This is a genomic window from Serratia sp. (in: enterobacteria) (genome assembly GCF_051654945.1).
Classification (GTDB): Bacteria; Pseudomonadota; Gammaproteobacteria; order Enterobacterales; family Enterobacteriaceae; genus Chania.
Genome location: NZ_JBOFZA010000118.1, coordinates 298,634 through 325,524, shown reverse-complemented (window position 1 = coordinate 325,524; position 26,891 = coordinate 298,634). Strand labels below are relative to the sequence as shown.

Sequence of the window (26,891 nt, the reverse complement as noted above, 5' to 3'; positions counted from 1 at the left end):
GTGAACGTGACCCCCTGCGGCGTTGGCCTCTGGGGGTTTTTTTATGCGTTGCAGCGCTCGGCAATGGCTTGAATATCGGCAGGGGTGGTGCGACAGCAGCCGCCAATCAAGCGGGCACCGGCATGCTGCCAGTCGGCTAGCTGATTCACCAACTGATGCTGTTGGTGAACGCAGCTATGCCAGGTTTTACTCACCGCATCGTAGTGTTCACCGGAGTTAGGGTAAACCAGTAACGGTTTATCACTCAGTGCAGCAAGCTGTTGCAACGCCGGAGTGACGTTTTCCAACGCGATACAATTAACGCCGACCGCCAGAACCTGCGGATTACCGTTTAGTTCAGCCATGACCACGGCCAAGGGCGTGCCGTCGCTAAGATGCTGACTATCACGCAGGGTGAAAGAGAACCAGCCACCCAACGCAGGGAACTCCTCTAACAGCGCCAGCAGTGCCTGTAATTCGGCGAACGACGGCAGCGTTTCACAGGCCAGCAAATCCACTCCGGCGTTGGCCAGGGCGGTGATGCGCGGACGATGGAACGCGATCATCTCTGCTGGCGGCAGTTGGTAGTCGCCACGATATTCAGAGCCGTCCGCCAGATAAGCGCCATATGGGCCGACCGAACCGGCAACCAGCAAAGGCAATTGTTGTGGATGCTGGGCCAGATAATCGGTACGGGCAAGTTGTGCCAGGTGGACGCTTTGGGCGATCAGTGCCAGCGATTGCGACTCATCCAGGCCCCGGCGTGCAAACCCTTGGGGCGTGGCCTGATAGCTGGCGGTAATGGCGCATTGCGCTCCCGCATTGAAGTAATCCAGATGCACCTGATAAATCAGCTCCGGGTTTTCAATCAGCACTTTTGCCGACCATAGCGGATCGGTGAGATCGCAACCTCGGGCCTCCAGTTCGGTGGCCATTGCCCCGTCCAACACTAACGTGCGGTTATCGGCCAGCAAGGCGGCCAGAGGGTTGTTAACCGACATGTTCTTCTCCGGTATTCAGTAGGTTTTTCTGCCCGGTGCGTCGGGTCAGGTAATAGGTCAGATAACAGATCGCCACAAACGGCAGGCCGCAATACAGCGCCACACGTTGCTCAGGGTCGAATGCCAGACCAATACAGGCCAATAGACATAGCGCAAAACCGACAATTGGCGTCAGTGGGTAGCCCGGCGCGCGGTATTTCAGCCCGTCTATCGGCTGACCGCTGCGTAGGTAACGGCGGCGAAAAACGTAGTGGGCGGCACAGATGCTCAGCCAGACGGCCACGACCGCAAAGCCGGAGATGGCAGACAGTGCCACAAATACCGTATCGGGCGCGATCACGCTGGTCAACAGCGCCAGCACGCCGCCGAGCATGCTGAACGTCAGAGCATTCATTGGAATACCGCGCGCATTCACCCGTGAAAAATAGGCGGGCAGAGTACGCTGATTGGCCAGCGACCACAGCATGCGCCCCGAAGCATACAGCCCGGAATTGGCGGCCGAAAGAATGGCGGTCAGGATCACGAAGTTAAAAATATCGGCGGCATAAGGGACACCGATGCGTTCGAAGACCAGGACAAACGGGCTTTTGACGATCCCGGCCTGCTCCATGGGGATCAGCGCTGCCAGAATAAATACCGTGCCGATAAAGAACACCATCAGGCGGATCACCGTGGTACGGATGGCCCAGGGCACCACTTTTTCCGGATTTTCGGTTTCGCCCGCCGCAATGCCGATCAGCTCGGTCCCGGAGAACGCGAAATTAACCGCTACCATGGTCATCAGGATCGGTAACGTGCCATTGGGTAGCCAACCTGATGAGGTCAGATTACTCAGGAACGGCGCTGGCGTGCCATCTTTCATCGGGATCAGGCCAAACATGGCCGCGCCGCCCAGCACGATAAACGCCAGGATGGTGATCACCTTGATTAGCGAGAACCAGAATTCACTTTCGGCGAAGAAACGGGTGGTCACGACGTTGAGCAGAAAAATAGCAGCACAAAAAATCAGGCACCACAGCCAGACCGGTGATTGCGCAAACCAGTATTGCATACAGAAACCGGCGGCGGTGAGGCTGGAACCCAGCGCGACGGTCCAGGTCAGCCAGTACAGCCAGGCGACGGTATAGCCGGTTGCCGGGCCAAGATAGCGTGCCGCGTAGACGTGAAATGCGCCGGTTTCCGGCATGGCGACGGCAAGTTCACCCAGACACAGCATCACCAGATAGACCACCAGAGCGCCAATGATATAGGCCAACAGGGTTCCCAGCGCGCCGGTTGTGGAGATGATGTAACCGGTGTTGAAAAACAGACCGGTCCCGATCACGCCCCCCAGCGACAGCATCACCAAATGCCGGGCTTTCATGGTGCGTTTGAATTGCCCTTCAGCGGCAGCAGGTTGCATAACAATCTATCCATATGGACGTCTACATGGCCGTAAGTTATACCCGCTCTATTCAACGAAATCAACGTAACTCAAAACAAGATAACGAGAAATAGGTGCTCGCTGCCGCCAGGTGCTGCTAATTCCTATATGCAAATGATAATTATTATCTATAATGTCGCCACTTTTGTGTAAGGAAAAACGACAATGAAGTTTCTGATATTGTTAGCCACACTGGTTCTTACGGCCTGCAGTCAAGGGCCCGGCTCTTCGCCGAAAAGCGACATTGCCACATTGGGTAAGATTGTTGATTTGCGCAGCGGTGAAGTATTGACGCCGCAACAGTTACTGACGCGTCTGGCGGTTCAACCTCGGGTGATCGTGGGTGAAAAGCATGACAACTTTTGCCATCACCAGATCGAACTGTGGCTGGTGGAGCAGTTAGCGCAGCAGCGGCCGCAGGGCAGTGTCCTGATGGAAATGATCACGCCTGGCCAACAGGCCAAGGTGGATGAAGTGAAGCAGTGGCTGCAAACCGATCCGACGGTACGTGATAGCCGCGTCGCAGAACTGATTGTCTGGCAAGCCAGTTGGCAATGGCCGCTGTACGGCGATGTGGTGATGGCGGTCATGCGCGCCCCTTATCCTTTGCTGTCTGCCAATCTCGATCGCAATGAGATCATGGCGTTTTATCAACGGCCTGAATTCCCCAAAGGTCAGCTCTCCGTGCAGCCAGAAGTCCAGCAGGCGTTAGCCGCCACCATCCGTGACTCCCATGACGGCAAAATTGATGAGGTGCAGTTGCACGCGATGCTTGCCATTCAGCAACAGCGCGATCGTCGTATGGCCGAAAGTTTACTGGCTGCGCCAACCCCGGCATTACTGATGGTGGGCGGTTATCACGCTTCCAGAACGGTCGGTGTACCCTTGCACATCCAGGACATACAGCCCGAAGCCCAATTTACGGTGTTGATGCTGGCTGAGCAGGGGGTCGCCATCGATCGCTCAATGGCGGATTACCTGTGGGTTACGCCAACCGCAAAATGATTACGTCAGGATTGCGAAAAGATCTGTCATTAACATTTACAAATGATTATCATTAGCAAATGTGATCTGCAATCATTCGCAATTAGGTAATCTACTGTCCCTATGTTTAGTCAGCCTTATTGCCCTCAGGTTGTTGCTCTGCCGCAGCCGCGCTGGGGGCGTGGTTTATTGTATGCACTAGGCGCTCACCTGGCGCTGGTGTCGCTGTTTTACTGGCCGCAAACGTCGCTGCCGCCGGTGCTGATGCCGCCACCGGCAATCATGCTCAGTTGGGCGGCGCAGATCGAAGCGCCAAGCCAGCCAGAGCCGTTGCCGTTGGGGTTGCAGCAACAGGCACAGAGTTCGGCGGCACAGCCTGTGCAACAGCAGCAAGAGCCGGAAATGCCAGAGCTGGCGCGTGCTGAAGCGGCAAAAATTGTGGTGGCCGAACGCAACAAGAATGCGCATAAGCAGCGGCGTAAAGCGCCGCCAAAGCCGCCGACTCCGATGGAGGAAGAACAAGACGTCACGCACGCTGCGGCAGCCAGCTCGTCGGCTCCCAAGGCACTACAGCTGGCGCAGCGGGTAGCCGCCCCGTTAAACAGTGATTCCACCGCGCAGGCGCAGGCCAAGCTTTCCTGGGAAAGCCAGGTCAAAGGGTTACTCAACCGTGTGAAGCGCTATCCGGCAGATGCCAAACGGCGTCAGCGCTCGGGAGCGCCGGTGGTGAGTTTTGTGGTGGATGCCCAGGGGCGAGTAGCCGATGTCATACTTAAAACGCCCTCTGCCACCGCATCATTGGATCGTGAAGCGCTGGCGGTGATTATGCGTGCGCAGCCGTTACCTACGCCACCGGCGGAGATGCTGCGCCAAGGCAAGGTTGCCGTGACTATGGCGGTGGATTTTAATCTGGCGTTGTTGTAGGCCAACCAAAAAGAGTTTACCCATCAGGCTTTATCTCTCGTTGTGCGCAACAGGAGAGGGGCTTGCTACGCTCAAATTATCGTGAGGGGTTATGACATTGCGTGTTCAATTGGCTCGTTACCGTAGGCATTCTAATGCTTATCTACTGATTTTTATGGGGTTATTAAGTACTGCCAACGCGGCGGTGATAAGCCCGCCCCAGGCTGACATTATTCCGCATAAATTAACCACCCAGGGTGAAACCCGCATCGATAATTATTATTGGCTGCGCGATGACCAGCGCCAGAATAATAAGGTGTTGGCCTATCTGACAGCCGAAAATCGTTATACCGAGCAGGTGATGCAGCCGTATCAGGCGCTACGCGATCGGTTGTATCAGGAGATGCTTGGCCGCATGAGTCCGGAAGACCGCTCGGTTCCCTACCAGCTCAACGGCTACCGCTACCAGGAACGCATCGATGCGGGTAAAGAGTTTGCCGTCTACCAACGGCAGGCGTTGACGGGTGACTCTGCCTGGCAGACGTTGCTGGATGCCAATCAGCGCGCTCATGGGCAGGAATATTATCGGGTGGGCGGGTTGGCGGTCAGTGAAGATAACCGCCGCCTGGCCGTGGCAGAAGATACCCAGGGCCGCAGGCAATACAACATATCCCTGCGCGATCTGGCCAGTGGCGATTGGGCTAAAGAGGTGATTGAAAACACTTCCGGGAATATGGTGTGGGCCAACGATGGCAGCAGCTTGTTCTATATACGCAATCATCCCCAAACCCTGTCACCCTATCAGGTATATCGTCATCAATTGGGTACGCCTGTCGCCGACGATAAGCTGGTATATCAGGAAAACGATCGGGCATTTTACCTGAGCCTGGATCGCTCCTCTTCGCGGGATTACGTGATCGTCACCATCAGCGGCAATACCACTTCCGAAGTGCGCCTGATCGACGCCAACCAGCCGCAAAGTGCGGTGCAACTCTTTGCCGCGCGCCAGACCGGGCGCGAATATTACCTCGACCATTATCGCGGTGAGTTTTATCTGCGTTCCAACCATCAAAGCGCGCATTTCGGTTTGTACCAGACGGCGTCCGCTAGCCAGCCTTGGCGGCCACTGATCGCCCCACAGGAAAACAGCGAGCTGGAAAGCTTTGCCCTGTTTCGTGACTGGCTGGTGGTGAAAGAACGCAGTGAAGGGCTGGTGCATCTGCGTCAGATTGCCTGGCAAGGGGGCGAGCAACGCAGCATTCCGTTTGATGATGCCAGCTATATGGCCTGGCTTGGCTTTAACCCGGATCCGCAAAGTGACCGTCTGCGTTATGGCTACTCGGCCATGACCACGCCAACCAGCACCTATGAATGGGATCTGAATAGCGGCACCAGGCAATTGCTGAAACAGCAGGAAGTGAAGGGCGTTGAGCCCAGCCTGTATCACAGTGAACGTTTGTGGATCACCGCCCGTGACGGGGTCAAGGTGCCGGTCTCGCTGGTCTATAACCGTACCAAATTCAAACCTGGTAAAAGTCCGCTGATGGTTTACGGCTACGGCGCCTACGGCATGAGCATGGACCCGGCGTTCAGCGCCAACCGCATCAGCCTGTTGGATCGCGGTTTTGTCTATGCGCTGATCCACGTGCGCGGCGGCGGTGAGCTTGGGCAAAGCTGGTATCAACAGGGTAAGTTGGCGAACAAGCCAAACACCTTCAACGACTTTATCGATGCCACCCAGGCGCTGATCGACCAGCATTACGGGCAACCGGGGCGTATTTACGCCATGGGAGGCAGCGCCGGTGGTTTACTGGTGGGGGCGGTGATCAATCAGGCTCCTCAACTGTATAACGCGGTGGTGGCACAGGTGCCTTTTGTTGATGTGCTGACCACCATGTTAGATGACAGCATTCCTCTGACCGTCGGTGAATACGAAGAGTGGGGCAACCCCAACCAGCCACAGCCCTACGCGCTGATCAAATCCTACAGCCCGTACGATAACGTGCGAGCGCAGCATTACCCGAATCTGTTGGTCACCAGCGGGCTTTACGATTCGCAGGTGCAGTATTGGGAACCCGCCAAATGGGTGGCGAAACTGCGCCAATTCCAGCAGGGGGATGCGGTGCTGCTGCTGTCTACGGATATGTCCGCAGGCCACGGCGGAAAATCGGGGCGTTTAAGCCGGTTGGAAAATAGCGCTCTGGAATACAGCTTTATTTTGGCGATGGATGAAAAAACGCAGCAATAACCCGTTTGGCCATGCGGCTTAATTGCCGCATGGAAAATAACAACAATAAGTTTTCGCCGTTTTTATGACGGTATTTTTTGCTGAGCACTGATCATTTCTGACTTTGATAGCAATACTTTAGGGGAACTATGAAAATCAAACTGTTTATTGGTGCCGTCAGCACCGGTATGGTTTTGGCTGGCCCATTGCTGGCCGCAGATGATAAAGGCCAAGCGACATTCAGCCCGCTGAACGTTTCGGCGGCGGCGAATAACAGCGAGCAGGAGGCATTGGAAAAACCGGGTGCATTCAGTTCGCGTGACGAGAGTAAAAATCTCCAGTCGATAGATAATATCTTGCGCAGTATGCCCGGTACCTTTACCCAAATCGATCCCAGCCAGGGGGCGGTTAGCGTCAATATCCGTGGCATGAGCGGCTTTGGCCGGGTCAATACCATGGTTGATGGCGTTACCCAGAGCTATTTTGGCACCTCAACCTCCGGCGTTATGTCACACGGCTCAACCAATAACCAATCCGGGGTGCTGATTGACCCGAACTTTATTGTTGGCGTTGACGTGGCTCGGGGGGAAAACAGCGGTGCGTCTGGGGTAAATGCGTTGGCCGGTAGCGCCAACTTCCGCACTATTGGCGTGGATGACGTGGTGTTTGCCGATAATCCATTTGGGGTGCGCACCAAGTTTTCTGTGGGGAGCAACGGCATTGGCCGCAGCGGGATGATCGCCGTCGGGGCAAAAGGGACCGCGTTCAGCGATACCGGTAGTCTGGGCGTAATGGCGGCCATTAGCGGCAGTTCCATCTATTCCAACTTTAATAACGGCGACGGCGTGAGCAGTGAGGATTTTGGCTACGACGAGTTTATGAAGCAAAACCCCAAGTCGCAGCTGTTCAAGGTTGATATCAAGCCCAACGAATATAACAGCATTGAATTATCTGCCCGTACTTACCAGAATAAATTCTCGCGCCGCGATATCGACAGCAACGACTTTTATATCAAGTATCACTACGCGCCATTCTCCGAACTGGTGGATGTGAATATTACTGCCAGCCATAGCAAAGGTAATCAGAAATATGACAGCGACTCGCTGTTCACTTTCTTTAATACCAATGCGGAAAACCGCTCCGACGCGCTGGATATCAATAATACCAGCCGCTTCAACCTGTGGCAGACCGACGTGGCGTTGACCTACGGCGGCAAGCTGATGCGCAACCAGTACGAAAAGCACGTCGAGTCGCAGATTGAGGATCCGCAGACGGCGCATGAGGCGATCGAGAACAACACCTTTGCGCCGTCGGGCGATCAGCGTATCGCCAGCCTGTATACCGGTTTGCAACTCAATCGGGATATCTACCAGCTCGATCTCAATCTGAACTATGCCAACAACAAGCTCAGCGGCTATAAACCGGCCTGTGATTTGCGGGTGCAGTGTTTTCCGCAGGGTGGCGCCAACATCGATCTGAAGGAACACGGATTTAATCCTTCGGTGATGCTATCCGCACAGGTTACGCCTTGGCTGCAACCCTTTGCCAGCTACAGTAAATCCATGCGTGCACCGAATATTCAGGAAGTGTTCTACTCCAACTCCGGCGGCGCTTCGATGAACCCATTCCTGAAGGGGGAGCGGTCAGAAACCTGGCAGGCGGGCTTTAACCTCAGCGGTAACGATCTGTTGTTCAAGCAGGATACCCTGCGCTTTAAGGCGGTGGTCTACACCAGTAAAATCAAAAACTATATCTTCAGTGAGTCGTACATGGTGTGCCGCAATGGCCGTAAGTGCAGCCTGGGGGAGAACTTGCAGAATGACTGGAGCGATGAAAGCGAGGAATTTTCGGATAACATGTATATCTACGTCAACTCGCTGACGCCGGTGCGCACTCATGGGGTTGAGCTGGAAGCCAATTATGATGCTGGCCGTGGCTTTGCCCGCGCCTCATTCAGCAAACAGCACACCGACCAGCCGACTTCTATCGCCAGTAGCTACTTTGGCGCGGGAGATATCAACGAATTGCCGGACATGTATTTCACGCTGGATAGCGGGCTGCGTTTCTTTGATGAAACGTTGACCGTAGGTAGCATCATCAAATATACCGGCAAGGCGCGCCGCCTTTCTCCTGACTATGAAACGAGTGAGCAAACCGGACAGTTGATGAAACAGGAGATGCCGAATATTCCCACCGTGATCGACCTGTACAGCACCTATCAGATCAACCGCAACGTATTGCTGAAGTTCAGCGTGCAGAACGTGATGGACAAAAGCTATTCCGATGCGCTTAACAAGCTGAATATGTTGCCGATCCAGGGGGACGATGCCACTGCGGCCAACACCGCACGCGGACGGACCTATCTGTTTGGCGGCGAGGTGCGTTTCTAGGTTGATGCCCCTAATCCTGAGCCGCAATTAGGCTCCTGTACCTGATGACAACACCTTACCAGCCCCCTCTCCTTTTTTGGGGAGAGGGTTGGGGTGAGGGGTGTCTCCCCATACTAATTGGCCCGTTTAGCCTGTTGTAGCCACTTGTCCAACTCATTGGCGAACTGCTGGCGATCGCGCTGGTTGAGAGTATTCGGCCCTCCGGTCTGGATCCCGCTGGAGCGCAGAGTATCCATAAAGTCACGCATGTTCAGGCGTTCACGGATGGTGTCTGGTGTATAACGCTCGCCACGCGGATTCAGGGCTATAGCGCCTTTTTCTATCACTTCGGCGGCCAGCGGAATATCGGCGGTGATCACCAGATCGCCTTTCTCACAGCGGCGCACGATCTCGTTATCTGCCACGTCAAAGCCCGCGGCAACCTGCAAGGTGCGGATAAATTTGGACGGCGGCGTGCGCAGTGGCTGATTTGCCACCAGGGTGACCGGCATCGCTGCGCGGTCGGCGGCACGGAACAGCACTTCTTTGATCACGTTCGGACAGGCGTCGGCATCGACCCAAATCTGCATTATGGTTGCTCCTGTAGCCAGTCGCGCACCGGCAGGAAGTCACGGTAGAGCGCGGCCTCCGGGCTGTCGGTTGCGGGCTGGAAGTTATATTCCCAACGGACCAATGGCGGCATCGACATCAGGATCGATTCGGTGCGCCCCCCGGTTTGCAGGCCGAACAGCGTACCGCGATCCCACACCAGATTAAATTCGACATAGCGGCCACGGCGATACAGCTGAAACTGGCGTTGATGGTCGCCCCAAGGCAGTGCCTTACGCTTTTCCACGATCGGCAGATAGGCTGCCAGGAAACCTTCACCAACCGCTTGGGTAAACGCGAAACAGCTGTCGAAATCCGGAGTATTGAGATCGTCAAAGAACAGGCCGCCGATGCCACGAGCTTCGTTGCGGTGTTTGATGAAGAAATAGTCGTCGCACCACTTTTTGTATTTCGGGTAGACGTCGTCGCCAAAGGGAGCGCAGAGCTGTTGTGCGGTGCGGTGCCAGTGAATGGCATCTTCCTCAAAGCCATAAAATGGCGTTAGGTCGAAGCCGCCGCCAAACCACCATACCGGCTCTTCACCCGGCTTTTCCGCGATAAAGAAACGCACGTTGGCGTGGCTGGTGGGAACGTAAGGGCTGAGCGGATGGATCACCAGCGACACGCCCATTGCCTGGAAGCTGCGCCCGACCAGTTCAGGACGATGTGCGGTGGCAGAGGCGGGCAGTGCGGCGCCGGAAACGTGGGAAAAGTTTACCCCGGCCTGTTCGAATACCGCGCCGTTGGTCAGCACCCGGCTGCGGCCACCGCCGCCTTCCTCGCGCGTCCAGCGATCCTCGTTAAAACTGGCTCCGCCATCGGCCTGGGCCAACTGCGCACAAATGTGGTCTTGCAACGCCAGCAGGAAGGATTTTACTGCGGCAACGGTGGGTAAACTCATACGGGATATTCGCAACGGGTAACTGAACAGGGCGGCAAGTATACCTTTTCGCCCCTAATTTTGCAGGCCTAGCGCGTCTTGCGTTGGTGTACGTCGTAATATTGGAAAAACTTGATCACGCCGTCGGCAATGGCGCGCGCAATTTTTTCGCGAAAGGCGGTGGTTCCCAACAGGCGTTCCTCACCAGGGTTGGTGATAAAGGACGTTTCTACCAGCACCGAAGGAATGGAAGGGGACTTCAATACGGCAAACGCCGCCTGTTCGGTGCTTTCGCTGTGCAGGCGATGGACGGGCCGGATCTGCCCAAGCACGTGGCGGCCCAGGGTCAGGCTGTTATTGATGGTGTCGGTCTGCACCAGATCGAATAGTACCTGCTGTAGATAGTTGTCCTGATCTTTGTATTTGCCCCCCGCGACGTCATCGGCGGCGTTTTCCTTATTGGAGAGATAGCGCGCCATCGCGCTGCTGGCTCCGCGATTGGACAGGGCAAATACCGAGGCACCGGCGGCATCCGGGCTGGTAAAGCCATCGGCATGGATCGAGATAAACAGATCGGCCTGATGCTGGTGGGCGATCTCCACGCGTTGGAACAGCGGGATAAACTCGTCTTCCTCGCGGGTCAGACGGGCTTCCACATGCTCGTGCTCATGCAAAAAGCGCCGCACATGGTTGGCAATTTCCAGCACCACGTGCTTTTCCTGCGAGCCTTCATGGCCGACAGCGCCGGAGTCGATACCGCCATGGCCGGGATCGATCATCACTACTCTTTTGCTCCCCGTAGCCTTGGGCTGCGGTTTGCTGTGCGGTTTGGGTTGCAGCATATTGGCTTGGGTAGGGGCGGTTTTGCCACCGAGCAAGGCCAAAGCCAGGCCGGAGAGCAGCAGTTGGCGGCGGGTCGGTGCAGCGGTGAGGGGGGTAAAATTGAGGTAGGGTTTGCTCTGTTTCTTCATCACGCGCGGCTCCAACTCGATCAAACTATTTCGCGACGTTATAGCGTATTGATCCTGATTAATCGACTTGATAACTATTGCCATTTATTACCTGGCCTGTGCACGGCGATGTTGGCAGGTTGGCGTAAGCCAACTAGTATCAATTTAAGATTATCCGCTGTAATGCAAGTTATCACCCGCAGCCAGCGCCCTGTGGCTTGAAACACGGAGGTTAACAGTGAATAATCACGCAATTAGTAGATAAACGTGTTAATTAACAGCGGCGAACATTAATGGAAATTCGCGTATTTCGGCAAGACGACTTTGAAGAGGTCATCACCCTGTGGGAGCGATGCGACCTGTTGCGGCCATGGAACGATCCCGAGATGGATATTGAACGCAAACTGAATCACGATCCGGAGCTGTTTTTGGTGGCGGAAGTGGGCGGAGAAGTGGTTGGCTCGGTGATGGGTGGCTACGACGGCCACCGTGGTTCGGCCTATTATTTGGGCGTTCACCCGGACTTTCGCGGGCGGGGCATTGCCAATGCGTTGATTAATCGGCTGGAGAAAAAGTTGATTGCGCGCGGTTGCCCGAAAATCCAGCTGATGGTGCGTGAAGACAACGACACCGTGATTGAGATGTATGAAAAGCTCGGCTACGAGATCCAGGCGATTACCAGCCTCGGCAAACGGCTGATCGAGGATCAGGAGTATTAGATTGTTGTGTTTAATGTCCCCTCACCCGCAGAGAGAGGGGACCGATCGAGTTCGTTATTCGTTAGAGAAGATTGCCTGACCACGGCTCCGAATCAGCCCCATTTTGCACTGAGTTACAGTTTAGCCACGCTACCTGACCATGGCTCCGAATCAGCTCCCTCTCCCTGTGGGAGAGGGTTGGGGTGAGGGGGAGAATTAAGGCAGTTTCTTGATGTTTTTCACATCCACTTCCACGTTGCTCCAGTCTTTATCCACTTTCCCTTCCAACTGTACTTTGTCTTTCGGGGTGATGGTCTGGCCATTCCAGCGCTTTCTGTCGATCTCGACTGTCAGCGTACCGGTGGCGTCGCGGAAGGTGTAGGTATCATCACCGACACGCTGTTCGATGTTGCCCTGCAACATCACCCAGGTATCATCGCTCAGCGACTTGACCTTATCTACCGTGGTCAACGCGGCGCTTGGGCCGGAAAAGCCGCCTTGCGTTGTGGTTTGGGTTTGCTGCGCGTTAGGATCCAGGAACCCGCCTTGTTGAGCCAGAACGGGGGCGCTGCATAATGCGATGAGGGTGAGTAAAGCGATCTTTTTCATCTGAGTCTTCCTTATCAGTGGTCTGAATGATTTCCCGTCAGCGGGAGATAGCCTGATTAAACCATAAGGATCTTAAGAGCTTCTTAAGCTGGATATTGAAATTGGGGATCGTTGCCGCCATTTGCAAGGGTAATCATAACATCGGCAAGGAACAGCGTTTGAAGGCGTCAACACACCGGTTTTCACCGGACGATTACGATCAGCACGGTATGCTACGGTTGCCGCTGTGGTTTTGGGGCGTACTGATCTTGCAGGCTCGCACCTGGCTATTGTTTGTGATGGCGGGAACCTCCCGCGATCAGGGCAGCGGCCTGTTGCAACTGTTTTACCCGGATAGCCAGCGTTTTTGGTACGGTATGCTGCTGGGATTACCGGCGGCGTTGGCTTTTCTGATTGGCGGTCGCCGCCAGCACTGGCCCCGTCTGTGGCGCTGTTGGCGTTGGGTGCTGGTGATTTCGCTGGCAGCGGCGCTGCTTGGTTCGCTTTACAGCCTGTGGCAGCAAGACAGTAATGAGCCTCCGCTGGATCTGTTGCTGGCGCTGCTGGATGTGCTGGCGATGGGGTATCTGTTAGTGAATCGGCGTTTGCGAGCCTGTTTTATCCCGCAGGATGAGGCTGGTTAATTGTTAAAAACTGCGGCACTTTTCCCAATTTACGCACTCCAATCTGGCAATTGATGGCGCAGCCTCAGCGGTTATGAGAGGCTGCAACATCGCCGATGTGTTTGATGTTAAGGAGCTATGAATGAATATTCGCCCACTGCTGTTAGGGCTACCGCTGTTGTTGACCGGCTGTTCGGCCATGTCGAATTTCTCCTGGTCCAGCCTGTCGCCGTTCAACTGGTTTGGCGGCAGCGTACAGGTCAGCGCTAAAGGCGTCGGTGATGTGGGGGCCGGTACCCCCATGACAGAGGCGGCGATTGGTCAGGGCCTGAATAACAACTACCGCATGCGTGGTGGGATGGCGACCAATCAGGGCCAGATAGTTTCCTACTTCCAGGCGTTGGATGGCGATGATGTAAAGCTGGTGATCACCGGGGAGCCCAAAGGCCACGTGCAGCGTGTTGACGTAATGGACGCCAAGATCGCCACCGAATGGGGCAGCAAACTGGGCACGCCGTTTAGCGAACTGTTCACAAAGGCCTACGGTGCCTGTCGACCAGCGGAGGGCGAGGACGCCGGCAAGGTCGAGTGCGTGGCGGAGCAAAGCCGTAATGTCAGCTATATCTTCAGTGGCAAATGGGCTGGCCCGCAAGATCTGATCCCACCGGATGATACCCTGCAAAGCTGGACGGTGAGCAAAATCATCTGGCATGCCAAAACGCAATAATTCTCATTGCAGGCGCACCAGCCGGTGTGCCTGTACATCCCGGAGCTAAAACCCTATTTTCTTTGCGTTCGGGCAAGGCAATCAGCCTGCGATACGTTATGCTATTGCGCGTTTATAACAGGGAAACCTGTTACCCGATTCAGGTCTTGAGGACAACAACATGACACAGGTTCAGAGCGGCATCCTGCTGGAACACTGCCGTTTTGGCATTTTTATGGAAGCGATGGTGCAGGGCGAATTCGTCGATCTGCGCCAGGGTTGCAAACAGTTTTGTCAGGTGCTCGGCGAGTTGCAGCAACAGTTTCCAGATGCGCATTTAGGGGCGGTGATTGCTTTTGGTTCCGACGTTTGGCATGACCTTTCCAACGGTCAGGGTGCCAAAGAGCTGAAGCCTTTCGCACCGCTGGGCAAAGGGCTGGCACCGGCCACCCAACGCGATATGCTGATCCATATTCAATCGCTGCGTCATGACGTCAACTTCACTTTGGCGCAGGCCGCTCTGGCCACGTTTGGCAATACCATTCGCATTGAAGAAGAAACTCATGGTTTCCGCTGGGTAGAAGAGCGCGATCTGAGCGGCTTTATCGACGGCACCGAAAACCCGCAGGGCGAACAGCGCCCAGAAGTGGCGGTGATTGGCGCAGGCGAAGAAGACGAAGGCGGCAGCTACGTGCTGGTACAGCGTTACGAGCACAACCTGCGCCAGTGGCAGCGTTTCACTACCGAGCAGCAAGAGCAGATCATTGGCCGCACCAAGCACGACAGCGAAGAGCTGCCGCCGGAGCAACGGCCTGATACCTCGCACGTCAGCCGTGTCGATCTGAAAGAAGACGGCAAAGGGCTGAAGATTTTGCGCCAGAGCCTGCCTTATGGCACCGCCAGCGGCAAACATGGCCTGTATTTCATCGCCTATTGTGCCCGTCTGCATAACATCGAACAGCAGCTGTTAAGCATGTTTGGTGAGCTGGACGGCAAGCATGATGCGATGCTGCGTTTCAGCCGTGCGGTGACCGGCAGTTACTACTTTGCACCTTCGCTGACGCGTTTGATGTCGCTTTGATGCCTCGCCCGGGGCCAGTTCCGCTGGTTCCGGTTTCCCCTTCCTCTGCGGTGAACCGCTCCCCTCCTGCCTTATAGCGTTTGATGCTTGAAAATCACTAAACGGTATATAAAAGCGTTACAGGTCTGCATCAAGTTATAAATACACTGGTCATAATCAGGGCGTAAGCCCGGCGGCAAGACTCAGTGATAAGGTGCAGAATGAAACATTCCCGGGTAAAAAATACGCTGTTGCAAGGTTGGCTGGTGGCGGCATTGTTAGCCAGTGGCACGGTCTCGGCGGCAGAATTGCTCAACAGCTCTTATGACGTCTCCCGCGAACTGTTTTCTGCGCTCAACCCTGGCTTTGAAAAGCAGTGGGATCAGCAGCATCCAAACGACAAACTGACCATCAAGCAGTCCCACGCCGGTTCTTCCAAACAGGCGCTGGCGATTTTGCAGGGCCTGCGTGCCGACGTGGTCACCTATAACCAGGTCAGCGACGTGCAAATCCTGCACGATCGTGGCCAGTTGATCCCGGCAGATTGGCAGCAACGCCTGCCGAACAACAGCTCTCCATTCTACTCCACCATGGCCTTCCTGGTGCGCAAGGACAACCCGAAAGGGATCCGCACCTGGAGCGATCTGGTGCGTGATGACGTGAAACTGGTATTCCCGAATCCGAAAACCTCTGGTAACGGCCGTTACACTTATCTGGCCGCCTGGGGCGCTGCCAGCCAGGCAGACGGCAACGATCAGGCCAAGACCCGTGAGTTCATGACCCGCTTCCTGAAAAACGTGGTGGTGTTCGATACCGGTGGTCGCGGTGCAACGACGACCTTCGTCGAACGTGGCCTGGGCGATGTGCTGATCAGCTTTGAGTCAGAAGTGAACAACATCCGCAAACAGTACGGTGAAGACAAGTATCAAGTGATCGTCCCGCCGGTCGATATTCTGGCGGAGTTCCCGGTAGCCTGGGTTGACAAAAACGTCGAGAAAAATGGCACCGAGCAGGTGGCCAAAGAGTACCTGAACTATCTCTACAGCCCGGCGGCGCAGAAACTGATCACCAGCTTCTATTATCGCGTTAATGACGCGCAGGTGATGGCGGCGGCCAAAGGCCAGTTCCCAGAGACAAAACTGTTCAGCGTGGAAGATCAGTTCGGCGGCTGGCCGCAGGTAATGACTGCCCACTTTGCAACCGGTGGTGAATTGGATCAACTGTTAGCGGCAGGGCATAAGTAATGTTTTCGATGGCCAGCAAGCGGGTTCTGCCTGGGTTCACTCTCAGTCTGGGAAGCAGCCTGCTTTTCACCTGCCTGATTTTGCTGTTGCCGCTCAGCGCGCTGGTGATGCAGCTGGCGCAGATGAGCCTGGCACAGTATTGGGAAGTGATCAGCAACCCACAGGTGGTGGCCGCTTATAAAGTGACGCTGTTGGCGGCAGGGGTTGCCAGTATTTTCAACGCGGTATTCGGCATGTTGATGGCCTGGATCCTCACGCGTTACGAGTTTCCTGGCCGCTCCTTGCTGGATGGCCTGATGGATTTGCCGTTTGCGCTGCCTACGGCGGTGGCCGGTCTGACGCTGGCGGGGCTGTTTTCGACCACCGGCTGGTACGGCCAATGGCTGGCGCATTTTGATATCAAGGTTTCATTCACCTGGTTGGGGATCGCGGTAGCGATGGCCTTTACCAGCATTCCTTTCGTCGTGCGTACGGTGCAACCGGTATTGGAAGAGTTGGGGCCGGAATATGAAGAGGCCGCCGAAACGCTCGGGGCGACCCGCTGGCAGAGCTTCCGCCGCGTGGTTTTGCCAGAAGTGGCACCCGCGCTGTTGGCGGGTACGGCGCTGTCGTTTACCCGCAGCCTGGGGGAATTTGGCGCGGTGATTTTTATCGCCGGCAATATCGCCTGGAAAACCGAAGTGACGTCCTTGATGATTTTTGTCCGCTTACAGGAATTCGATTATCCGGCAGCCAGTGCGATTGCCTCAGTGATCCTGGCGGCATCGCTGCTGCTGCTGTTTGCGATTAACACCTTGCAGAGCCGCTTTGGCCGCCGTATTGGAGGTCACTGATGGCTGATGTTACCGCTCTGAACGGCGCAGCGCGCCCACACGTGAATTGGGGTAAGTGGACGCTGATCGCCATTGGCGCGCTGTTCTCCATCCTGCTGCTGGTCGTGCCGATGGTGATGATCTTTATCGAGGCATTCTCCTCCGGTGTGGGCGCGGTGTGGCATAACCTGTCGGATCCGGACATGCTGCACGCCATCTGGCTGACGGTGCTGGTGGCGTTGATCACCGTGCCGGTCAATCTGGTATTCGGTACTTTGCTGGCCTGGCTGGTCACGCGCTTTACCTTCCCAGGCCGCCAACTGCTGCTGACGCTGTTCGATATGCCGTTTGCGGTGTCGCCGGTAGTAGCGGGGCTGCTGTATCTATTGTTTTACGGCACCAACGGCCCGATCGGCGGCTGGTTGGATGCCCACGACATTCAACTGATGTTCGCCTGGCCGGGCATGGTGTTGGTAACCATATTCGTCACCTGCCCATTTGTGGTGCGTGAACTGGTGCCGCTGATGATGAGCCAGGGCAGCCAGGAAGACGAAGCTGCAGTGCTGTTAGGCGCTTCCGGCTGGCAGATGTTCCGCCGTGTCACCTTGCCAAACATCCGCTGGGCATTGCTGTACGGCGTGGTGCTGACCAATGCCCGCGCGATTGGCGAGTTTGGTGCGGTTTCGGTGGTGTCTGGCTCTATCCGTGGCGAAACCTATACCTTGCCACTGCAAGTGGAATTACTGCATCAGGATTACAACACCGCCGGGGCATTTACCGCAGCGGCACTGCTGACCCTGATGGCGATCGTCACCCTATTTTTGAAAAGCGGACTGCAATGGCGCCTGGCGCGTCAGGATGCGCGTCTTGAGCGGGAGGAAAATCATGAGCATTGAGATTAGTGGTATCAACAAGTCTTTTGGTCGTACCAAGGTATTGAACGATATCTCGCTCGATATTCCCTCCGGTGAGATGGTGGCGCTGTTAGGTCCGTCAGGCTCGGGCAAGACTACCTTGCTGCGTATTATCGCCGGGCTGGAAAGCCAGAGCAGCGGTAAGCTGGGCTTCCACGGCACCGATGTCAGCCGCGTGCATGCGCGTGACCGCCGTGTCGGTTTCGTGTTCCAGCACTATGCGCTGTTCCGCCATATGACGGTATTCGACAATATCGCCTTTGGCCTGAGCGTGTTGCCACGCCGTGAACGTCCGAATGCGGCAGCGATCAAACAGAAAGTCACACAGTTGCTGGAGATGGTGCAGTTGGGCCACCTGGCTAACCGCTATCCGTCACAGCTTTCCGGTGGCCAGAAGCAGCGTGTGGCTTTGGCGCGAGCGTTAGCGGTCGAGCCCCAAATCCTGTTACTGGATGAGCCCTTTGGTGCGCTGGATGCTCAGGTGCGTAAAGAACTGCGCCGCTGGTTGCGTCAACTGCACGAAGAACTGAAGTTCACCAGCGTGTTCGTCACCCACGATCAGGAAGAAGCGATGGAAGTCGCCGACCGTATCGTGGTGATGAGCCAGGGAAATATCGAACAGGTAGGGTCACCGACCGAGATCATGCGCGAGCCGGCTACCCGTTTCGTGCTGGAGTTTATGGGCGAAGTGAACCGCCTGAACGGCGAAATCCGCGGTTCCCAGCTGTTTGTGGGCGCTCACCAATGGCCGCTGTCGTTCCAGCCCATGCACCAGGGCAGTGTCGATCTGTTCCTGCGCCCGTGGGAAATGGAGATCGGCACCGATTGCAGCACCCGCTGCCCATTGCCGGTACAGGTACTGGAAGTCAGCCCGCGTGGTCATTTCTGGCAGTTGACCGTACAGCCGATTGGTTGGCATCAGGAACCCATTAGCGTAATTATGTCGGAAAGTCATGTTACACCGGTTCGCGGTGACCGTTACTACGTTGGCAGCCTGAATGCGCGCCTCTACGCCGGTGAACAATTGTTACAACCGGTTGCGTTAGCGAAAAGCGCCTGATAGTTTCTAACCCATTACTCCCATTTTAAGGCAACCTTTGGGTTGCCTTTTTACATGATATGCAGGCAATGATTGTGACCACGCTGGAACAATGCATCGGTAATACACCGCTAGTAAAACTACAAAGACTGGCCGAGGGGCTGGACAGTGAAATCTGGGTCAAGCTGGAGGGAAACAATCCGGCGGGTTCGGTCAAGGATCGTGCCGCGTTGGGGATGATCCAGCAGGCGGAACTGCGCGGTGAAATCCAGCCGGGCGACACGCTGATCGAGGCTACCAGCGGCAATACCGGTATCGCGCTGGCGATGATTTGTGCGATGAAAGGCTACACGCTGAAGCTGCTGATGCCGGAAAACATGAGCATGGAACGCCAGGCGGCGATGCGTGCCTATGGTGCCGAACTGATCCTGGTCAGCCGCGAACAGGGGATGGAAGGGGCGCGTGATCTGGCGCTGGAGATGCAGCAGCAGGGGCAGGGCAAGGTGTTGGATCAGTTCAACAATCTGGATAATCCCTACGCACATTTCACCACCACCGGGCCGGAAATCTGGCAACAGACCACAGGCCGCATCAGCCATTTCGTTTCCAGCATGGGTACCACCGGCACCATTACCGGCGTTGGTGGCTATCTGAAAAGCCAAAGTTCGCAGGTGAAGATCATCGGATTACAGCCCGCTGAAGGCAGCAGCATTCCGGGGATCCGCCGTTGGTCACCGGCCTATCTGCCGGGCATTTTTCGCCCTGAGCTGGTGGATCAGGTGCTGGATATGGCACAGAGTGAAGCGGAACAGACCATGCGCCTGTTGGCACAGCGGGAAGGTATCTTCTGTGGCGTCAGCTCCGGCGGAGCCGTAGCCGGTGCGTTGCGCATCGCTGCGGCCAATCCTGGTAGCGTCATTGTCGCCATTATTTGCGATCGCGGTGACCGCTATCTGTCTACCGGCGTATTTTCATAGCCGAGCGATCATCGGTAGCGGCATATTCACTCCACTACCGATTTTCTAATACCCTTCTCGCCTTTTATCCGACCCTCTTCCCAGTGTCTCCAATTCGATTTTCTGCCAGCGTTCGCATATTGTAAGGATTAGGTAAAACCGGCTGCGTTGCGGGGCAATAGACGCGAAAATGGCGGTAAATCAGCGAAGGAGTGAGCATGAAAATTTTATTGGTCGATGACGATCTGGAACTTGGCACCATGCTGAGCGAATACCTGACGGCTGAAGGATTCAACGCGTCTCTGGTGCTGACCGGCAAGGCCGGGGTGGATGGGGCGCTTTCTGGCGATTATACCGCGATGATCCTCGATATCATGTTGCCGGACATGAGCGGCATTGACGTGCTGCGCGAGGTACGCAAAAAGAGCCGCTTGCCGATCATTATGCTGACGGCCAAGGGCGACAATATCGACCGGGTGATCGGTCTTGAGATGGGGGCGGATGACTATGTGCCCAAACCTTGTTACCCGCGTGAACTGGTAGCTCGCCTGCGCGCGGTGCTGCGCCGGTTTGAAGAGCAGCCGGAAGCGGTGGATAAGGTTTCTGTTCTGAGCTTTAACGAATTGACGCTCAACCCGTCCACCCGCAGCAGCGCATGGCAAGGAAAGGCGTTCGATCTCACCGCCTCGGAGTTCAATTTGCTGGAGCTGCTGCTGCGTTCGCCTGAACGAGTGGTCTCGAAGGATGAACTGTCAGAGAAAGGGCTGGGGCGACCGCGCGAGGCTTACGATCGCAGCGTGGACGTGCATATCAGCAATATCCGCCAGAAGCTGGGCGCGCTAACGAATAACCGACTGAGCATTGAAACCGTGCGCAGTATCGGTTACCGCATCAGGTAATGCCGATGCGCGGAAGACTGTTCTGGAAAATACTGCTCGGTTTCTGGCTGACGTTTATCATTATGACCCAGGCGCTGTGGGTGACGTTCGCGTTCTATGGTAATCGCCATGAATCGCCGGAAAACAGCATGGCCCGGCGCATTGTCAATCTGCAACTGACCTCTGCGGCTTCGGTGTTACACAGCGGCGGGATGCCTGCCTTGAACGCGATGGTTGAAGACTGGCCCGAAGTTGAGCGGCGCTTCTTTAGCGTTACGCCAGCGGCCCAACCTCCGGCTGAGGAGCCGGAGCAAAGCAAAGCAGCGGAACGACCAACCAAGATAGTGGAATGGGTCAAAGGGGCGGACAACCAGGGCTATCTGCTGAGCTACGATGTGGAAGGGCTGCGGGCCGAGTATCGGCCAGCCAAGCGTTGGCGGTTGCTGAACATTCCAGAACCCATGGTATGGGTCGGTGGGCTGGGGGGGTTGTTGTTCAGCGCCATGTTGGCCTGGAACCTGACGCGCCCGATGCGCCAACTGCGTGCCGGTTTTGAGCGGGTGGCGCAGGGCGATCTGGCGGTACGGCTGTTCCCGGCGATGCGGCGGCGGCATGACGAACTTTCCGAGGTAGCACGTGACTTTGATAGCATGGCAGAGCGGCTGGAGGTGTTGGTCAGCGCTCGCGAGCAATTGCTGCATGATGTCTCCCATGAGTTGCGCTCGCCGCTGGCCCGCTTGCAGTTGGCTATCGGCCTGGGGCGGCAAAATCCGAGCAACGTGGAGAACTCGTTACAGCGGATTGAGCACGAAGCCGGGCGGTTGGACAAGATGATCGGCGAACTGCTGGCGCTGTCGCGCACCGAGAACAACAGCTTGCCGGACAATGAAGAGTATTTCGATCTTTATGGGCTGGTGGAGGCGGTGGTCAATGATGCGCGCTACGAGGCGCAAATTCCCGGGGTAGAGATCGTTTTGCAGGCCAGCTCCGATGTGGAGTACACCGTGAAAGGCAATGCAGAATTGATGCGTCGGGCGGTGGAGAACATTGTGCGCAATGCCCTGCGTTTTTCCAGCCACGGCCAGCGGGTTACGGTGGCGCTGACGCGCATCGACCAGTCGTTCCAGATCCAGGTCAGCGATCAAGGGCCGGGCGTAGAGGAGTCGAAGCTTTCCAGCATCTTTGATCCCTTTGTCCGGGTGAAATCGGCGATGTCTGGCAAGGGCTACGGCCTGGGCCTGGCGATCGCCCGTAAAGTGGTGCTGGCCCATGGTGGGCAGGTTGAGGCGCATAATGGCGAGCAGGGTGGTCTGGTGATCACGCTGCGGGTACCGCGCTGGACCTGAGTTCTCGATGGCTGTTCAGCCCCTCACCCCAACCCTCTCCCACAGGGAGAGGGAGCTGATAGCCCTGCACTTTTGGAAGTAAAGAGATCACCTAAGCAAACTCGATCACCTCTAGCCAAGGTGAGCCTCGACTGTTTCAAACACGCTCGATCGGTCCCCTCGCCCTATGGGTGAGGGCTAGGGTGAGGGGGTACTCAACGGTAATGCTGTTTATCCAGCTCGTACTTTTTCATCCGCAGATAGAGCTTCTTGCGCGGGATCTGCAAGTACTCGGACACCTCGTTAATCCTCCCCTGATGCAGGTTCAGCGCCTCGGTAATGATCTGCCGCTCATAATCTTCGATGCGTTGATCCAGCGGCGCGGGATCGGACCCGTGTAGCAGCGGATTGGCGGTCTCTGCCAGTGGCATCACCCCGACGGCAAACAGCTCGGCGGCATTAGCCAGCTCGCGTACGTTATTGGGCCATACCCTTTTTACCAGGCGTTTAATCAGCTCGGCCGGCAGCTCTGGCAACGGATGGTTAAGGCGCAGGCAGGCCTGTTGCAGATAGTGTCTGAAAAGCGGTTCTATATCGTCAGGGCGCTGGGTAAGCGGCAGACAGGCGATTTGGGTCATGGCGAAGCAGTAATAGAAATCGGGCAGGAGAGTATGCCCGGCGGCCAATTCCACCAGTGGTGAGGCTCCAATACCGATCAGCCGGAAGGGCTGTGGATCTTGTCCCTGCAGCTGGATCAACCGCGCCTGCTGGGCAATAGACAGGTGTTCAAGGTGACGTAAAACCAGCGTCCCGCCGCTGGCTTGCTCTATCCAGTGGTCTAACGGTGCCTCTCCCCCCGGCGTTAACTCTCCCACGATCAACGGTTGCTCGCTGCGCTGGCTCATACGGTGCAAGTTGCGGGCGGCCAAAGTCCTGCCAACCCCCAACTCGCCTTGCAGATAAACCGCCAAATCGGTTTCGGCCACCTGCTGCAAACGCACCCGTAGCTGCTTTATCCATTCACTGCGGCCAATCAGATGGGTCTGCAACTGTTCCTGTTGCCAATGACGGCGGGCAATGTATGAGCGCCTCTGCGCCAGCGCGGAGCCGACCAGTTCGAGTAGCCGGGTCGGGTTGACCGGTTTTTGCAGAAAGTCCCAGGCTCCTTTTTTCACCGCATCAACCGCCATCGGCACATCGCCATGGCCGGTGATCAACAACACCGGCAAACAAGCATCGTGAGCGAGCAGTAGCGCCATAAGTTCGATGCCTGAACAGCCGGGCATGCAGACATCACTGATCACGATCCCTGGCCACTCGTTACCGAGCATTTCCTGTGCCATCAGCGGATTATTACAAGCCTGAACCTGGTAGCCCGCCTGGTTGAGCATCATGGTATAGGCATCCAGGACATCGGCATCGTCGTCGATTAATAAAATATGCGCTTGTGGGTTTAGCATGGTTCAATCCACCGGTTGAAACTGTAAAACGACGCAGGCGTTCTGCGTCAACGTTGAGGCCAGATGCAGACTGCCCCCCATTTGCTGCATCAGCGAAAGCGAAATCGACAGGCCAATCCCCAAGCCCACCGATTTGCTGGTGGTGAACGGTTTGAGTAACGATTCAGCCCGCGCTAACGGCCAGCCTGGCCCGTTATCCCACAGCATGATCTGCCATCCCGTTGCGCAGCGCTGCCAGCTAACCTGTAATTGCGGCCGCTCCTGGCAGGCATCCAGCGCGTTGCTCATCAGATTGACCAACACCTGCTGAATGCGTACCTCGTCACCAAGTACGTATGGGGCACCTTCCGCTAGCCGCAACTCTCCCTGCAATGGTTGGTGGCGTAAAGCCAGTAACTCCCAGGCGACAAGTAATGACTGGCGCAAATCGACCGGCTGAGAAGGGCTATCCTGCTCGGTTCGCCGGGTGAATTGACGCAGCATGCGGATAATGGCATCCATACGGCCAATCAGGCCTTCGGCTTTGGTCAGGGCTAGGGTAGCCGCCTCGGGCTGCTGTTTATCGACTGCATGTCGCGCGGTAAACAGGTACATCGACAGGGCATTGAGCGGCTGGTTGATCTCATGGGCCAAGGTGGTCATGGTCTGTCCCACCACGGCCAGTTTGGCGGCCTGCACCAGCTCGTCCTGCGTCGCACGCAAATGCTGCTCAATACCCTTACGTTCGGTGATTTCCTGCTCCAGCCGGGACTTTTGTTGATTCAACTGGCCCAAGGTGCGCCGCAGCAGGCGTGCGATACGGCCCAGTTCATCGCCACCGTAAACCGGGATCGCTGCATTGGTTTCCCCAAGGCCGATACGCACCACCACCTGGTTGAGCAGGGTAAAGCGTTTGACCAGACGGGAGCGGATAAAGTAGTGATTGAGCAAATACACCAATAACATCGCCAGCAGGGTAGCGATGACAATTAACCTGCCGCTGACGCGGATGATCTGCTCAAGGCGGTGGTTAAAGGTTTGCATCTGGCGGTGGCTGTTGTTCAGTTGCGCTTCCAATTGCGTGCGGAAGCGGGCAAGCGTGGCTTCCTTGGCCTGGGTGGCTTGCGTCAGCGCCTGCCGAGCCTGGAGATAGTCCTTCATCGCCGCAGGCATGCTGTTTTCGGCAATGCCGGTTTCCAGCAGCTCGTCGATAGTTTGCCGCAGCGTAATGGTACTGGGATGGGCCTGTAATCCCTGCATATTTTCATTCGCCGTTTTTTGCAGATAGGCGAGATAACGCACATGCTCAGCGACCGAGGTGTGTTCTTCCCCGCCGGATTGCAGCTCGCTGAGACGATCGCGCAGGGCATCGGCGATTTGGTTCTCGATGCGTGCCAGAGCATAGACCTGCTGCTGCTCGCTCTGCACCTCGCGCAAGCTGGCCTGCAAGCGGGGAAGCGCCTGAGCAGAACTGGTCTCCATCTGATCGAGCAATGCTCCCTGCTGCCAACTGAAATCCTGTACCAGTGAATTCAGTTCGGTAGTGAAATCATCATGTAACCAACTGATGCGTGCGGCGATCTCATTGACCTTTTCCCCGGCGATAAACATGTTGTACAGGGCATTGTCCAATCGGCTCAGCAATTGGCGGCTCTCTGCCAGCGTCGCCTGGATTTGCTGGCGCTCGGGGTTATCCAACTGCATGCTGGCCTGCTCGATTTGCTGCAAGTGGCTGACGATCTGATTTCTCAATTGCAGGCGGGCATTGGTATTGGCAGCCTGCAAAAATTCGTTCAGTTGATCGACCAGCGTATTCAGATTGCTTTCGATCACAAACGAGGATTGGATACGCGGAAAGTAATCATCCAGCGCATAGCGAATCTGTGAACTTTGCTCATGCCAGGAGTACAGGCTGACGCCGCTGACGATCAGCGTCAACAACGCGCCGGTGAGAAATGCTCCCCGCAGGCAGGCGCTGAGGGTCAGGCGTTTGAAAAAGCGTGGCAAAAAACGGCTCATTTCAACTCTTCCAATGCCTTGATGGCCTTTCTCTGCTGTTGCTGAAAGAACAGCTGCCATTCCATCACCTGCTGTTCGCTCTCGCTACGCAACGTAAATTGTTTAAGGTACAGCGGATCTTCGCTCTGGGCCTGGGTAACCGGAATGGCGGTCAGCAACGCGCGGATCTCCGGCAAAGGCCGTTTGAGACGGCTCTCTGTGCCATGCAACGCTTTCCAGGCGTCCTTGAGCTGGGACAGGCGGAAACTGATGGCCGTATCAAACAGCTTTTGCACCAGGCGCTGACGTTGCAGGATCAGGGGGTAATTCAGCGGTGGCTGCTGTAACAGTTTCTGCTGCTGTGTGAAACGTGGGTTGTCGGCCGGCAGCGGAACCACCGGGTATTTTCCCGTACTGGTATCGGCCAGGACCCGCTGCCCTTGCGGGCTGAGCAGAAACTGAATAAAGCGCCTCGCCTCGGCGGGGTAATGGCTGTTGCTGGTCACGGCAATGTAGGTTGGTGAGGCCGCTGCCTGTGGGAAATAGTGGAAGCCCAGATGCGGATCGTCGAGCAGCAGATTGGCGTAGTTGTCGATAATTGGCCCAACGGAGCCCAGGCCGCTTTTGACTTTGTCCGCCACGCCGAAGCTGCGTGAGGAGATGGTAATCAAATTACCGGCCGCCGACAGCATCGTCTGCCAACCCGATTGCCATCCCCGCTGTTGCAACAGCGACTCGACCATCAGATGGCTGGTATCCGAGCGGGAAGGGCTGCTCATCAGCAAAGCGCCCTGGTAGCGGGCATCGGTCAGATCGTCCCAGTTGGTGGGTAATGGGAGCCGCTTTTCTGTCAGATTGGTGCGGTTAATCAGCAGGCCAAAACCCGAAATAGCCACCGCCACGGCGGTATGACGGATCGGTTCAGGCACCAGCCGCTGTGAGTGCTCTGGGGCACCCTCATAGTTGGCCAGGCGCTGATGCTGTTGCAGGTGCTGGAGCAGCATGGGGGAAGAGGTCAACACCAGATCGACGTTGTCACTGCCAGTGCTGTCGAGCAACTGTTCGAGAGAGGAACTGGTACGGTTCAGCGTGCGGATCACCACCGACTGGGGCTGACCTTGCCAGCGGCTGATGATGTAGGCGGTCGCCTCTGGTGAGAAGGTGGTGGCCATCACCAGTTCATTTCTGGTAGCGCAGGCAGCAGTGGATAACAGCAAGCAGGCCATTGCCGTAAAAATGAGCGTGATACGCATAATAAAACTCTCCCTCGACCTCATCGTTTGTGA

General features: G+C 56.2%; 24 protein-coding genes. 15 read left to right on the top strand and 9 right to left on the bottom strand.

Annotated features, from left to right (window positions below; genetic code table 11):
• Nucleotides 1-41: 41 nt before the first annotated feature.
• Together mmuM and mmuP are read right to left on the bottom strand one after the other, a co-directional pair.
• Nucleotides 42-980: a homocysteine S-methyltransferase gene (gene mmuM / locus ACRDCA_RS26860; RefSeq protein ID WP_438692233.1), complete on the bottom strand. Its 939-nt coding sequence runs from the start codon at nucleotides 978-980 to the stop codon at nucleotides 42-44.
• Nucleotides 970-2,382, bottom strand: coding sequence for an S-methylmethionine permease (gene mmuP / locus ACRDCA_RS26855; RefSeq protein WP_438692232.1), 1,413 nt, complete (start codon nucleotides 2,380-2,382; stop codon nucleotides 970-972). Before mmuP ends, mmuM begins: the two co-directional genes overlap by 11 nt.
• Nucleotides 2,383-2,568: 186 nt before the next feature.
• Here mmuP and ACRDCA_RS26850 point away from each other — a divergent pair, with 186 nt between their 5' ends.
• The 4 genes from ACRDCA_RS26850 to ACRDCA_RS26835 all read left to right on the top strand — a co-directional run bounded on the left by ACRDCA_RS26850 (nucleotide 2,569) and on the right by ACRDCA_RS26835 (nucleotide 8,907).
• The gene (locus ACRDCA_RS26850; RefSeq protein WP_438692231.1) at nucleotides 2,569-3,408 is read left to right on the top strand and encodes a ChaN family lipoprotein; all 840 of its coding nucleotides are present in this window, start codon (nucleotides 2,569-2,571) and stop codon (nucleotides 3,406-3,408) included.
• A 102-nt stretch (nucleotides 3,409-3,510) separates the two neighbouring features.
• The gene (locus ACRDCA_RS26845; RefSeq protein WP_438692230.1) at nucleotides 3,511-4,311 is read left to right on the top strand and encodes an energy transducer TonB; all 801 of its coding nucleotides are present in this window, start codon (nucleotides 3,511-3,513) and stop codon (nucleotides 4,309-4,311) included.
• A gap of 154 nt (nucleotides 4,312-4,465) precedes the next feature.
• Nucleotides 4,466-6,538 carry a S9 family peptidase gene (locus ACRDCA_RS26840; protein WP_438692229.1) on the top strand — a complete coding sequence of 691 codons (2,073 nt, stop codon included), beginning with the start codon at nucleotides 4,466-4,468 and terminating at the stop codon, nucleotides 6,536-6,538.
• A 128-nt stretch (nucleotides 6,539-6,666) separates the two neighbouring features.
• Nucleotides 6,667-8,907, top strand: coding sequence for a TonB-dependent receptor domain-containing protein (locus ACRDCA_RS26835; protein ID WP_438692228.1), 2,241 nt, complete (start codon nucleotides 6,667-6,669; stop codon nucleotides 8,905-8,907).
• 113 nt (nucleotides 8,908-9,020) lie between these two features.
• On the opposite strand, the gene ACRDCA_RS26830 is transcribed toward ACRDCA_RS26835, so the two are convergent.
• The 3 genes from ACRDCA_RS26830 to amiA form a co-directional block, all read right to left on the bottom strand.
• Nucleotides 9,021-9,476 (bottom strand): YaiI/YqxD family protein, encoded by a 456-nt coding sequence (locus ACRDCA_RS26830; RefSeq protein WP_024527105.1) that lies wholly within the window; start codon nucleotides 9,474-9,476, stop codon nucleotides 9,021-9,023.
• Nucleotides 9,476-10,396 carry an oxygen-dependent coproporphyrinogen oxidase gene (gene hemF, locus ACRDCA_RS26825; RefSeq protein ID WP_438692227.1) on the bottom strand — a complete coding sequence of 307 codons (921 nt, stop codon included), beginning with the start codon at nucleotides 10,394-10,396 and terminating at the stop codon, nucleotides 9,476-9,478. Before hemF ends, ACRDCA_RS26830 begins: the two co-directional genes overlap by 1 nt.
• A gap of 68 nt (nucleotides 10,397-10,464) precedes the next feature.
• Nucleotides 10,465-11,346 (bottom strand): N-acetylmuramoyl-L-alanine amidase AmiA, encoded by an 882-nt coding sequence (amiA, locus tag ACRDCA_RS26820; RefSeq protein WP_438692510.1) that lies wholly within the window; start codon nucleotides 11,344-11,346, stop codon nucleotides 10,465-10,467.
• Between the two features lie 272 nt (nucleotides 11,347-11,618).
• Here amiA and ACRDCA_RS26815 point away from each other — a divergent pair, with 272 nt between their 5' ends.
• Nucleotides 11,619-12,044 carry a GNAT family acetyltransferase gene (locus ACRDCA_RS26815; protein WP_438692226.1) on the top strand — a complete coding sequence of 142 codons (426 nt, stop codon included), beginning with the start codon at nucleotides 11,619-11,621 and terminating at the stop codon, nucleotides 12,042-12,044.
• A 195-nt stretch (nucleotides 12,045-12,239) separates the two neighbouring features.
• On the opposite strand, the gene ACRDCA_RS26810 is transcribed toward ACRDCA_RS26815, so the two are convergent.
• Nucleotides 12,240-12,632: a YgiW/YdeI family stress tolerance OB fold protein gene (locus ACRDCA_RS26810; RefSeq protein ID WP_438692225.1), complete on the bottom strand. Its 393-nt coding sequence runs from the start codon at nucleotides 12,630-12,632 to the stop codon at nucleotides 12,240-12,242.
• A 158-nt stretch (nucleotides 12,633-12,790) separates the two neighbouring features.
• Between ACRDCA_RS26810 and ACRDCA_RS26805 the strand changes: the two genes are divergently transcribed.
• The 10 genes from ACRDCA_RS26805 (at nucleotide 12,791) to ACRDCA_RS26760 (ending at nucleotide 22,189) form a co-directional block, all read left to right on the top strand.
• Nucleotides 12,791-13,255: a DUF2919 domain-containing protein gene (locus ACRDCA_RS26805; protein ID WP_438692224.1), complete on the top strand. Its 465-nt coding sequence runs from the start codon at nucleotides 12,791-12,793 to the stop codon at nucleotides 13,253-13,255.
• Nucleotides 13,256-13,376: 121 nt separating this feature from the next.
• Entirely contained in the window at nucleotides 13,377-13,961 is a 585-nt protein-coding gene (locus ACRDCA_RS26800; RefSeq protein WP_438692223.1) for an RpoE-regulated lipoprotein, read from the top strand.
• A 160-nt stretch (nucleotides 13,962-14,121) separates the two neighbouring features.
• Nucleotides 14,122-15,021, top strand: coding sequence for a Dyp-type peroxidase (locus ACRDCA_RS26795; RefSeq protein ID WP_438692222.1), 900 nt, complete (start codon nucleotides 14,122-14,124; stop codon nucleotides 15,019-15,021).
• Nucleotides 15,022-15,221: 200 nt separating this feature from the next.
• Complete coding sequence (locus ACRDCA_RS26790; protein ID WP_438692221.1) at nucleotides 15,222-16,244, top strand: sulfate ABC transporter substrate-binding protein; 1,023 nt, start codon at nucleotides 15,222-15,224, stop codon at nucleotides 16,242-16,244.
• Nucleotides 16,244-17,077: a sulfate/thiosulfate ABC transporter permease CysT gene (cysT, locus tag ACRDCA_RS26785; protein WP_438692220.1), complete on the top strand. Its 834-nt coding sequence runs from the start codon at nucleotides 16,244-16,246 to the stop codon at nucleotides 17,075-17,077. Before ACRDCA_RS26790 ends, cysT begins: the two co-directional genes overlap by 1 nt.
• Nucleotides 17,077-17,952 (top strand): sulfate/thiosulfate ABC transporter permease CysW, encoded by an 876-nt coding sequence (cysW, locus tag ACRDCA_RS26780; RefSeq protein ID WP_438692219.1) that lies wholly within the window; start codon nucleotides 17,077-17,079, stop codon nucleotides 17,950-17,952. Before cysT ends, cysW begins: the two co-directional genes overlap by 1 nt.
• Entirely contained in the window at nucleotides 17,942-19,030 is a 1,089-nt protein-coding gene (gene cysA / locus ACRDCA_RS26775; protein ID WP_438692218.1) for a sulfate/thiosulfate ABC transporter ATP-binding protein CysA, read from the top strand. The genes cysW and cysA overlap by 11 nt, the downstream gene beginning before the upstream one ends.
• A gap of 74 nt (nucleotides 19,031-19,104) precedes the next feature.
• Nucleotides 19,105-19,986 carry a cysteine synthase CysM gene (gene cysM / locus ACRDCA_RS26770; RefSeq protein ID WP_438692509.1) on the top strand — a complete coding sequence of 294 codons (882 nt, stop codon included), beginning with the start codon at nucleotides 19,105-19,107 and terminating at the stop codon, nucleotides 19,984-19,986.
• 197 nt (nucleotides 19,987-20,183) lie between these two features.
• Nucleotides 20,184-20,864 carry a response regulator transcription factor gene (locus ACRDCA_RS26765; protein WP_438692217.1) on the top strand — a complete coding sequence of 227 codons (681 nt, stop codon included), beginning with the start codon at nucleotides 20,184-20,186 and terminating at the stop codon, nucleotides 20,862-20,864.
• Between the two features lie 5 nt (nucleotides 20,865-20,869).
• On the top strand, nucleotides 20,870-22,189 hold the full coding sequence (locus tag ACRDCA_RS26760; protein ID WP_438692216.1) for an ATP-binding protein: 1,320 nt from the start codon (nucleotides 20,870-20,872) through the stop codon (nucleotides 22,187-22,189).
• A gap of 194 nt (nucleotides 22,190-22,383) precedes the next feature.
• On the opposite strand, the gene pgtA is transcribed toward ACRDCA_RS26760, so the two are convergent.
• The 3 genes from pgtA to ACRDCA_RS26745 are packed head-to-tail and all read right to left on the bottom strand — an operon-like array spanning nucleotide 22,384 to nucleotide 26,858.
• The gene (pgtA, locus tag ACRDCA_RS26755) at nucleotides 22,384-23,628 is read right to left on the bottom strand and encodes a two-component system response regulator PgtA (RefSeq protein WP_438692215.1); all 1,245 of its coding nucleotides are present in this window, start codon (nucleotides 23,626-23,628) and stop codon (nucleotides 22,384-22,386) included.
• Between the two features lie 3 nt (nucleotides 23,629-23,631).
• Entirely contained in the window at nucleotides 23,632-25,626 is a 1,995-nt protein-coding gene (gene pgtB / locus ACRDCA_RS26750) for a two-component system sensor histidine kinase PgtB (RefSeq protein WP_438692214.1), read from the bottom strand.
• Complete coding sequence (locus ACRDCA_RS26745) at nucleotides 25,623-26,858, bottom strand: ABC transporter substrate-binding protein (protein WP_438692213.1); 1,236 nt, start codon at nucleotides 26,856-26,858, stop codon at nucleotides 25,623-25,625. Before ACRDCA_RS26745 ends, pgtB begins: the two co-directional genes overlap by 4 nt.
• Nucleotides 26,859-26,891: the final 33 nt, after the last annotated feature.